At 59.3% G+C, this 10,477-nt stretch carries 8 protein-coding genes; 1 reads left to right on the forward strand and 7 read right to left on the reverse strand.

Features of this window, described 5'->3' with window-relative positions; genetic code table 11:
• Positions 1-32 precede the first annotated feature (32 nt).
• From AC2FME_RS16785 to AC2FME_RS16815, 7 genes are read right to left on the reverse strand one after another with little or no spacing between them, the layout of a single operon-like run.
• Positions 33-749 carry a M48 family metallopeptidase gene (locus AC2FME_RS16785; protein ID WP_496801041.1) on the reverse strand — a complete coding sequence of 239 codons (717 nt, stop codon included), beginning with the start codon at positions 747-749 and terminating at the stop codon, positions 33-35.
• A complete protein-coding gene (locus AC2FME_RS16790; protein WP_496801042.1) occupies positions 746-3,961 on the reverse strand; it encodes a type I restriction endonuclease subunit R in 3,216 nt (1,071 codons plus the stop codon). Before AC2FME_RS16790 ends, AC2FME_RS16785 begins: the two co-directional genes overlap by 4 nt.
• A complete protein-coding gene (locus AC2FME_RS16795; protein ID WP_496801043.1) occupies positions 3,958-5,034 on the reverse strand; it encodes a serine/threonine-protein kinase in 1,077 nt (358 codons plus the stop codon). Before AC2FME_RS16795 ends, AC2FME_RS16790 begins: the two co-directional genes overlap by 4 nt.
• Positions 5,031-5,498, reverse strand: coding sequence for a hypothetical protein (locus AC2FME_RS16800; protein ID WP_496801044.1), 468 nt, complete (start codon positions 5,496-5,498; stop codon positions 5,031-5,033). Before AC2FME_RS16800 ends, AC2FME_RS16795 begins: the two co-directional genes overlap by 4 nt.
• A complete protein-coding gene (locus AC2FME_RS16805; protein ID WP_496801045.1) occupies positions 5,495-6,697 on the reverse strand; it encodes a restriction endonuclease subunit S in 1,203 nt (400 codons plus the stop codon). The genes AC2FME_RS16800 and AC2FME_RS16805 overlap by 4 nt, the downstream gene beginning before the upstream one ends.
• The gene (locus AC2FME_RS16810) at positions 6,687-8,204 is read right to left on the reverse strand and encodes a type I restriction-modification system subunit M (RefSeq protein ID WP_496801046.1); all 1,518 of its coding nucleotides are present in this window, start codon (positions 8,202-8,204) and stop codon (positions 6,687-6,689) included. Before AC2FME_RS16810 ends, AC2FME_RS16805 begins: the two co-directional genes overlap by 11 nt.
• Complete coding sequence (locus tag AC2FME_RS16815; RefSeq protein WP_496801047.1) at positions 8,201-8,845, reverse strand: restriction endonuclease subunit S; 645 nt, start codon at positions 8,843-8,845, stop codon at positions 8,201-8,203. Before AC2FME_RS16815 ends, AC2FME_RS16810 begins: the two co-directional genes overlap by 4 nt.
• A 202-nt stretch (positions 8,846-9,047) precedes the next feature.
• On the opposite strand from AC2FME_RS16815, the gene AC2FME_RS16820 reads away from it, so the two are divergent.
• Positions 9,048-9,674 carry a hypothetical protein gene (locus AC2FME_RS16820; protein ID WP_496801048.1) on the forward strand — a complete coding sequence of 209 codons (627 nt, stop codon included), beginning with the start codon at positions 9,048-9,050 and terminating at the stop codon, positions 9,672-9,674.
• The last annotated feature ends 803 nt before the right edge of the window (positions 9,675-10,477 follow it).

Genomic DNA, 10,477 nt, shown 5'->3' on the forward strand with positions numbered 1-10,477 from the left:
ATTTAACTGTCAGTTTCAGAGTAGCGGTTTCCCTAAGACATGACAATTTCCAGATGGCGCTTCCTTTTTTCCCAATCTGGCATGACGACTTCGAGCAACTTGTAAAACGCTGCGCCGTGATGGGGCTCGGCCAAGTGACAGAGCTCATGCGTTATGACGTAGTCGATTGTGTCTATAGGGGCTTGCACCAATCGGATGTTGAGCAGCAGGCGACCGGCCGGAGACATTGATCCCCACCTTTGCCGGATCTGACGTACGATGAGTCCTATTGGCCGAAAGGCTTCTGGATCTGGGAATAGTCCAAGACAGAACTCGACTCGCTCAGGAAACTTGATGTGAGCCCGATCGCGGTACCATGCCTCGACCAGTTCGCGTGTCACCTCCGGCCTGGTCGGCCGGTGAGTCTGCACGACGATGAAGCCGCGGATCAGCTTCACGCCTTCCTGCACATGCGGCACGACCTTCAGCCGGTACTGGCGCCCGAGGTAGAGATGCGTCTCTCCGGCGACGAACCTGCGCTCCGGCGTCCGCGGCAGGAACTGGGAGAAGTACCGTTGCTGCCTTGTCACCCATGCTGCGCGCTTCCGCAGCTTGGCTTCGATTGCGTCCAGTGTCGCATCCTCCGGGGCCGCGATCACCACCGACGCATCCGGCTCGACGGCGATCTCCAGTGTCGTCCTCGGGCGGCGGACGATTTCGTATTGGATCTCCTGCTTACCGTACTGCAGGCAGTGCAACTCCCGCGTCATGCAGCGAACCGAGCCCGGGCGAGGTCCATGATCCTCAGTTCGAGATCGTCGAGCACCTCTACAGGAAGGTCGACGCCCCTCTCGTCGCGCAGGACGTCAAAGAAGAAGTCATCGATGGCGTTGCGCAGATTGTTCTGGGCCACCTCGTTCGACCAGATGTCCACGATCAGGTGGGACTTGATGATGTCGATGATCTGTTGAGCGATCGCTGCGACATCGTCGCCGGCTACCAGCTCATCGCCGTCGGTCTTGAGCTGACCGTCAAGGATCCCGAAGAACGCTTGTGCATCCTCGTCGCCCCGAATGCTTTCCGGAACATCTCGGCCGCGATCTTTGCGTGCGACTTTGCTCGCGAGGTCCACGACGCTGTTCAGGTATTCGCGCTCAGACAGCCGCTTCTCGCGGTAGGCGCGGATGGTCTCTTCGAGCAGCTCGGAGAACTGTTTGTAGAACGTCGGGTCCTCATCCATCTTCTCGGTGATCGCCCGCCGGGTCGCGCTGGCGATGCGATCGGCCCTCGAGGCCTCGGAAACCCCCGTCTCTTCGACGACGGCTTTCAGCGCGTCGGGATCATTGATGTTGACCACCTCGATGATGGTCTCCGCCGGCATTGCTACGACGTGGTCATCAAGGAGCTTCTGGATCTTCGGCTCGAACTCGCGGACATCGACCGTTTCCTGATAGCGGAGCTGGACCGAGCGCTTGAGTTCGGAGAACTGTTTCCAATCGCGTTTCAGGGCATCGACCTTGGTCTCGTCGAAGACATCGAACAGCTTGTCGGACGAGAGCGAGATGTGCAGGCAGCGGCTGAACGCCTTGAGGCGTGCGTAGAACTCATGGCGCAGCGCCTCGTCAGCGAGGTGCTGCTCGAACTGTTCCATATCCTTCTTGTTCCTCACCGGCTTAAAAAGGTCCCAAAGCTGATCGTGCAGCTGGGGTAGCTTGCGGATTTCCTCCCGGACATCGTGCACCGTCCCTGCGAGGTCCGCGGCCTCGTAACCTTCGAAGGCGCTATAGGTTGTCAGGGCGCTGTCCAACTCGCCCAGCAGCCCCTCGTAATCGACGATGATACCGAACTGCTTCTCCGTACCGCCGTCCTCGTATAGGCGGTTCACGCGCGCAATCGCCTGCAGCAGGTTGTGTTCCCTCAGGGACTTGCAGACGTAGAGCACCGTGTTCCGGGGGGCGTCGAAGCCGGTGAGCAGCTTAGAGACAACGATCAGGATCTCGGGATCGCCGGAGCCCTTGAAGGCATCGATGATCTGGCGATTGTACTCTTCCTCGGTCTTGTACCGCGCCATCATCTGCGACCAGAAGCGGCGGACGAGGTCCTTGGATTCCTGGTCGACCTCCTCGTTGCCCTCGTTCTCATCCGGCGGCGAAATGACGATCGCGCTCGAGACGTGGCCGATCTCGTCGAGAACCTCCTTGAAGCGGACGGCTGCGGCCTTCGAGGGGGCAACGAGCTGCGCCTTGAAGCCAGTGCCCTGCCAGTGCTGGCGATAGTGCTCGGAGATGTCGAACGCCTTGGCTCGGATGGCCTGGTCGGTCTTCGACAGCGCGTCCATCCGGGAGAACTTGCGCTTGAGGTCGGCCTTCTGGCTGTCGGTTAGCCCCTCGCTGATCTTCTCGAACCAGCGGTCGATCACGGTGCCCGAGACCTGCTGCTCGACAAGCCGTCCCTCGTAGAGCAGCGGCACGACGGCGCCGTCGGCGACCGCCTCGTCGATGGCGTAGCGGTGGATCAGCCGCCCGAAGGTCGAAAGCGTGTTCTTCTCCTTCTTCAGCAGGGGTGTGCCGGTGAAGCCGAGGTAGCAGGCCTTGGGCAGAAGGCGCCGCATCTTCGCGGCGAACTGGCTGTGTCCGCCGTAGCGCCCCGTCTGCGTCCTGTGGCTCTCGTCGACCAGCACGAAGATGTTCGGATCCTCGTCCGCCAGCTTGCTGTTCCTCAGCGCCGTGTCGAACTTGTTGATGATCGTGGTGACCAGCGGAGCCTTGTTGTGGACGAGCTCCAGAAGATGAGACCCACTCGTCGCCCGAACCGGTTCGAGGTCACAGGACTTGAAGGTGTCCTTGATCTGCTTGTCGAGATCGTCGCGGTCCGTGACGATGATGATCCGCGGGTTTTCGATGCTGCGCTCGAGAGCGAGCGAGCGCCCAAGCATCACCATCGTCAGCGACTTGCCCGAGCCCTGTGTGTGCCAGATCACGCCGCCCTTGCGGGCGCCGCTGACATCATGCTGCTTGACCGTCTCGACCGCTCGCCGGATGCCAAAGAACTGTTGATGGCGCGCGACCTTGCGGACGCCGCCGTCGAACACGGTGAAGCGGCGGATAAGATCGAGCAGCCGCTCGGGGCGGCACAGCGCGTACACCGTCCGATCCTGAACCGTGACCGCGCGCTCGCCCTCAGCGGCCAGCGCGTCGAAATAAGTGCGCGCGCTGGCGAAATCACCGGAGAAGATGGCGTCCTTCTCCGCTGCGGTGAGCACGCGGTTGGCAAAGGGCGCGATGGCCTCGTCGGTGTCTTCCTCGTCGCGCCAGGTCTGCCAGAATTTCCGCGGCGTCCCGACGGTCGCGTAGCGCGCCTCGTTGCGGTTCATTCCGATCAGCAGCTGGGCGAAATGGAAGAGCTGCGGGATGTTGTCCTCGTTCTGGTAGCCGATCAGCTGGCTGTCCGCCTTCTTCAGGCTCTCGGTCGGACGCTTGTTCTCGATCACCAGGATCGGGATGCCGTTCACGAATGCGACGATGTCGCAGCGCTTGGTCTGGCTCGATGCGGTCCTTTCGACCGAGAACTCTGCGGTGACGTGGAAGACGTTGTTCTCCGGCCGCTCCCAATCGATGTAGCGGAACGAGTAGCTCTTCGAGTCGCCGTCGATGGACTTGGTGATGGTCGTGCCGAGAACGAGCGTGTCGTAGATGTCCTGGTTCGTTCCGCGGAGACCCTTTAGCCGGTCCGGCGTGGGCTTAAGCCGCCGCATTGCCTCATGCGCGTCCTCGAGGTCGAAGGAGTACTCGCGACCCCGATGCGTGAAGCAGTTGATGCGCATCAGCTGCTCGGTGAGCACATCATCCAGCACAACGTTCCGGAGGCGCCCGCCGCGGAGGCGCAGCGCTTCCTCTTGCGAGAGCGGGGTGAACCCGAGCGCCACGAGCAGCTGCAGTGCTGGAACTTGGGACTGGTGTTTCTCGGCGGCGTTGAAGGTCATTTCCCGGTCACCACGAATTGCTTGAAGTCCGCGACGATCTTTTCCGCCTGTTTCTGGGTTACACCACGCCTGCAGAACTGGGTGACGCGCTGAGTATTGCCCGAGACCACGTTGCGCTTGCTACAGGTCACGTCGAACTTCCCGGCTGCCACAGGCGAGACCGAGTGGGAGAATTCGTAGGTCCCGCACTTGCCGACCTCGTTGCCGGCAGCGTCGACGGTCCAGTGCCCGGGATAGTGCAGCTTCTCGAGCGCGCGTCGCATTTCGAGGGCGCTGGTGTACCGCTTTGCCGGATTGGGATCGACGGCCTTCAGGATCACGCGCCGAACAGCTGGCGGGATGTGGCAACCGAAGTCCTTGGATGTGAGCAGCTTTCCAGCTGAAATCGCCCGTTCGAACTCTGCTTGCCCGATCTGAGACCAGACCGCACCAAGGTGATCAAGGTGGATCAGAAGCCTCGCAAGGGTCATTCCGACCCGGAAGATGTCTGAGCTGACGCCAATGTTGCCCGTGGCTGCGACTTCGGGGGCCAGGTGCAGTAAGTAGGCATCCGGCGCTGGCACCGGCGCTCCATTCGACGAGATCCCGGTGATGCCATAGTCTGAAAGCATTGCTTGTTGTTGCGGGCCAATCAGAATGTTCCCGGGCTTGATATCGTTGTGGAAGAAGCCCCGCGAGTGGAGGTGTTCCAGCCCCTGAAGGATATCCCGGGCTATCCGCAGAACGGCTCCAAGAGGAAGATACCCCGCAGGATTTGCCAAGGTCTCGACCGACCCGTTTGGCTGATAATCCATGGCGAGGATGACCACGTCAGAGCCTTGAACGTTCACAACGTCGGCTTGATAGACGTGGACAAGATTATTGTGGGAGAGGACGTTCCCGATCCGGGCTTCCTTCAGCCTGTGGTCAACAGTGAAGCGTGGCTTCAGGATCTTGATGGCAAAGTCCCGTTGTAGGGCACCTTCCCGCGCCAGCCAAACCTCGCCAAGTGATCCCTCACCGATCTTGCTCAGCAAGTGGTACTTGTAGAGGCTGATGCCAGGCATGAGCGTTACAGGGACAAGCTGGTTCATGGCCGTTTCAGCCCCCACCATGCCGCATTCACGGCGTCCGCCATCTTGTTGTCCCAGTACTTGTCGGTTCTTCCGACCCGGGCCTCGGCGTGCTGCTTCGTGTCCTTGCTCGTAGTTGGCATGGACGAGTAGATCTTCAGCTCGACCGGGATGCCACGATGCGCACAGGCGAGCACGACGGCAGCATCAGCATGCGCAGACTTGCGCTTCGCCTTGGTGTCGCTCTGTGTGTATTCATTCTGCTTGATCATCACCTTGGCGATGTCGGGGTGGGCATCGAAGATCGCGAGGATTTCGTTGTACAGCCAGTCCAGCCGCTCGGCATCGGCGTTCTCTGAGATCGAGGCGGGGACGGACAGCTTGTTGTCGCTGGTGGCGTTCTCCAAGGTGTAGGCCCCGCCCACCTCCGACACGACGGCGTAGCGGGGGGCCTTCGGGTCACCGCGAAATCCAAGTACCTTCATACCAATTCCTTCTCTGAATTCACGCGCCACTCGCCTGTCAGCAGCTTCTGCATCAGCCCACGTTTCTGACGGGTCAGGGCTTCGATCTCTTCATCAATCAACTCCAATTCCTGCTTTGCGGTCGTCAGGGCCCGCGCGATTTTTCGTTGCTCGTCAATCGGCGGTACCGGCACACGGCAGCTGTAGAAGTCGTCGGAATAGAGGTTGAGCAGCCCGTCATTGCGGACGCCGGAGTTGATCAGGCGTGAGAGCTGGTGGTTCAGCGCACCAGCAGCAAAGAGATGCTCGTAGAACTCGGGATCGAGACCCGACTTCAGCGCGAAGCAGTAGTAGACGAAGGGGACCAGCGCAGTCGGCCGGTCGAGGCGGAAGACACAACCGTAGGGGGCGGTCTTGGAGTTGCCCTTGTTGTAGGCGAACTCGCCCTCGTGCAGCAGCGTGTAGCGTTCGACGCTTCGGCCCGCCATGTCGCGAGCGAACTTGTCGGACTGCATGAGGAAACCGGACTTCGCCGAGATCGTCATCACAGGATGATTGTCGCCTTTACTCTTGCGCCGAACTGGGGTCGAGACTGCCGACAGCGCCTTGAGCGGCCATTGTTGGGGGAAGGCCCCGCCGCGCCCCACGATCTGCTGCGTCAGGCCCGTGAACCGATCCTGCTTCGCCGCGCGGAGGGCGGTGAGCTTTTCGAGCGCCTCGTCCCAGGTCCGCAGGATCTCGGCGATCTTCCGCTGTTCGGGGAGCGGGGGGAGTGGAAGCGGCGTCGATTTCAATAAGTCAGTATCGAGCCGACCCGTGCCGTGCCCGGCGCTGTCAACATGCCGAAGAATGTCGGACTTTCGGGCGATGAGGGCGAACGCAAGATACTCGCTGTCAACACCGTCCTTCGCCACGAGTGCCTTGATGTCCTGATTGAAGGTTACGGGGCGATCACACAGAGCCACCGGCAAGTCCTTGAACAGGCCCATGCCGCGCACAAGCACCAAAACGGTTCCGGCAGGGACGACTCGAACGGTTTTGGCACCCTCCTCAGTGAGGCTTTCACCCACCCCATTCAGGCGCATGGCCTTCATGTCCTTGACGGTCACCCACGGGATCGGCCCACCCCAAAAAGATGACCGCCCTTTGTTTGGCGTGCCTCCTGATTGGAACGTTGCCAGTTCGGAGAGCGCGACGCTTTTCCACCCATCAAACTTCAACGCCGAGCTCCTTCAGATACCCGGTCATCTTTGCCCGCACCTCGGCCAGCTCGGCCTCGATCCGCTGGATGTCCTCCTGCACGGCGGCGACGTCGATCTCTTCCTCCGGCTCGAAGGTGTCGACGTAACGGGGGATGTTGAGGTTGTAGCCGTTCTCGGCGATCTCCTCGGGGCTGGCCCGGTGCGAATACCGCTCGACCTCGGCGCGGGTGGCGTAGGTTTCCAGCACCTTGGCGACATGTGCCTCGTCCATCACGTTCTGGGTCTTGCCCGGCGTGAACTCCTTGCTGGCGTCGATGAACAGCACGTCGCGCCGGTCGGCGTTCGCGCCGCCTTCCTCGCGGGAGCGGTCGAAGATCAGGATGGCGACCGGGATCCCCGTGGTGGTGAACAGGTTGGCTGGCAGGCCGACGACAGCGTCGAGCAGGTTCTCCTCGATCAGCTGCTGCCGGATGCGGCCCTCGGCCCCGCCCCGGAACAACACGCCATGCGGCACGATTACGGCAACCCGGCCAGACTGCCGCTTGGCGGTCTCGATCATGTGGGTGATGAATGCGTAGTCGCCCTTGGACTTGGGCGGCACGCCGCGCCAGAAACGGTTGTACTGGTCGCTGGGAGCATTTTCCGCCCCCCACTTGTCGAGCGAGAAAGGCGGGTTGGCGAGCACCACGTCGAACCGCATCAGGTGGTCGCCCTCGACCAGCGCGGGGCTGTTGAGCGTGTCGCACCATTCGATGCGCGCGGCGTCGCGGGCATGCAGGAACATGTTCATCCGAGCCAGCGCCCAGGTCGCCCCGTTCACCTCCTGCCCGTAGAGGGCGAAGTTCTCAGACCCGACTTCCTGCGAGGCCTGGATCAGCAACGAGCCGGACCCGCAGGCGGGATCGCAGATCGTGTTGCCGGGCTGCGGCGCGGCCAGCTTGGCAAGCAGGCGCGAAACGGCAGCAGGAGTGTAGAACTCACCGGCCTTTTTGCCGGCGTCCGAAGCGAATTTCGAAATGAGGTAGATGTAACACTCGCCAATCACGTCTTCGGAAATGCGCGAAGGGCGCAGATCGAGGGCGGGCTTGGCGAAGTCCTCCAGCAGGTTCTTCAGGCGGCGGTTGCGGTCCTTCGGTCGACCCAGATTGGCTTCGGAGTTGAAGTCGATGTTGCGAAAGACGCCCTCGAGCTTGGCCCGGTTGCCGTCTTCGATCCGTTCCAGCGCGATGTTGATCAGCTCGCCGATGTTGGCCTCGTTCCGCTGGGCGTAGAGATCATAGAAGCTGGCGCCTTCGGGCAGGACAAAGCGCTCGCGCTCGAGTCGCCGCCGAATGCGGGTTTCATCGTCGCCATACTGCTTACGGTAGGCCTCGAGATGGTCGTTCCAAAGGTCCGAAATGTACTTCAGGAACAACATTACGAGAATGTAGTCCTTGTATTGGGCGGGATCGACTGCGCCTCGAAATGTGTCGCAAGCCGCCCAAGCGGCACTGTTGACTTGGTCCTGAGTAATTTGATCGGTCACTGCCGAGTTTCCTCCTTTCGCGATTTTCTTGCGCACTTTGCCAGGATTAGGCTGGACAATTGCTCCCGGCGGTTGGCGAGTTCTTGTAGGAGTGTGCCCTCCCGGGATGCGAGATCTGCGATTGCCACGATCAGACGCTGAGTTTCGATGTCTGGCAAGGGGAGTTCAATCCGCTCAAGAGTTGACTTGGAAATCATTCTGACTCCGGTTCCTTGAGCTTCTGCATCAAGGCGTCTTTGGGTTTCGCGCTGGTTGATGGCCCAGGCGAGGTAATCGGGAAGTACGACATCGTTCTTTGGGCGTAAAATAAACAGGGGAAGGATTGCGACCGCAGGTTCGCTTAACTGTCCGATTGCCACCGCAGTGTTGCTTTCGCCACGCGATTTGAAGATGATTTCCCCGCCGTGCACCAAGAAGCGCTCCACCGGGGTGTCGAATTTACACCGCTGCAAAGTATCCGTATCCAAGCCTCTGCCTTCCTGAACGTCGCGCATCTGGATTGCGAGAGAGCCGCCCGACTGAGCTGGCTCCAGTCGGCCGCGGGTTGTGTACCCAGTTGCTATGCTGCAAATTTCGCTCAGAATCATGGAATCTCCCTGTAATGTTGATACAGAGATTTCACGGTTAGAGTCCAGTGTCAATGTTTTTCTGTATTCAAATTACAGCAAATAATTTGAGTGGCGTTCGTTGGCCTCGCAGCCACCGCTAAATCACGAATTTTACGTTTATCTCGGAGTGTCGTGCCAATCAGAGGCACCATCAGTCAAACTTTCATCTTCTGCTTGAAATTGGCTGAAGAGCGGTGCTGATTGCAATTTCAGACCGTCGTGGTTGGAGCAAACTATGGAAGACTATCAACAGCTTGTTCGAGAATACGAGGAGCGAGAAGCGCAAAGAAGGAAATACTGCAACCTTACAAGAATACCACCGTCATCTTTGGCAGAACGAAGTCGCCTTCCTCGTGACATTCATTTCGGAAAGATGCTTTATCTTGGTTACGGGCGGAACGCTTGGCATGGCACATGGATCAAAAGGTATTACCCGGGGTCGATTTCTTTTTTCGAGAAGGATCTCCAAGCTCTGAGTGAAAGGCACCGGGTCCAAGGTTCGGTTTTTCGTATTGAGCCTATCCCAGTAGTCTATCTGGAATACTGTCACGATGTCGTTGTGCTGTTGGCGATCAATGATCGCACGCCTGCGGCTTACCAACCACTTCTTGAGAACATCCTGCCGTTTCGTCTGGACGCATTCTGGACGGCAGATGAGTTCAAGATCGACAATTGGCTACTAACTTTCAGTCTCCCCGCCTGGCGACCTGATCTCTATCCAAAGAGCTATCATCGTATGTCGTCCTCGCCGCAGGGCGCGGGTAGGCCACTGCGTTGGTCGCGACATGAATTAGATGGCACCGAGGGCGGCATCTGTGCTGCCTTTTCTGATTTCATGTCTCGGATGCTGAGGCTCGGCTAATTGGCCGAAGCGGACCTTCGTTGGGGGTGCGAGCAACGACTGTTCAGTCCGCCATAGCTTTGAGGAATACATTTGACAATTACGCGGTGGATAGTGGTTCGCCGCGTAATGCGTTAATAAAACCGGGCGATTCTTCGTAGCGACTACAAAATGCTGTGGGGGCATCAATGCCTCAACCAGATGGTGCATCCAGCGTATCGCCGAAGGCACGAGTTTAATGAACGGCTGGGTCCATGTAGGCGCCCTTGTTGATGCGAGATAACCGATCGGCTTTGGCCTGCGAAAATATGTGCGGACAGAATGAAGGCTGCCCGCAGCGACAAAAAGTTAGGTTTGTTGGGGCCACGTAGCTGGACGAAAGATGGATCTTGGTTCAGCAGGCCGCCGTCGGGGTGTTGATGTGCGCCAGCCGGAGTTCAAGAGCTCATTTGTTGCAGCGAATGGCCCCACCCAAAATCTGCTCTAATTTTCGTTGGCTCGGCGTATTCGAGACCGGAGAATTTGCAACGTTTTCCTGTCACCCGGACTCGTCGACACCGTGATTGCGGCGCCGCTGGGCGAAATAAGGCGACCGTGTTTAGAGCGGCGTTTGAACTGCCAGCCTTGGGAAACCAGGTTTCTTATCAATCGATGGATGTCTTTGTCGGATGAGTACTTCATGCCACCTCCCCTGGAAAAACGGGGCGGTACCTTGATCCTCCCCCACTGAAGTGGTCCGCCGTTATGTTTAGGAAAACGGAGGATCAGAATGGGAACGAAACGACTCAAGCCTGAGGAAATTGTAACGAAGTTGCGGCAGGTTG

This window comes from Ruegeria sp. BHSC026 (genome assembly GCF_059613065.1).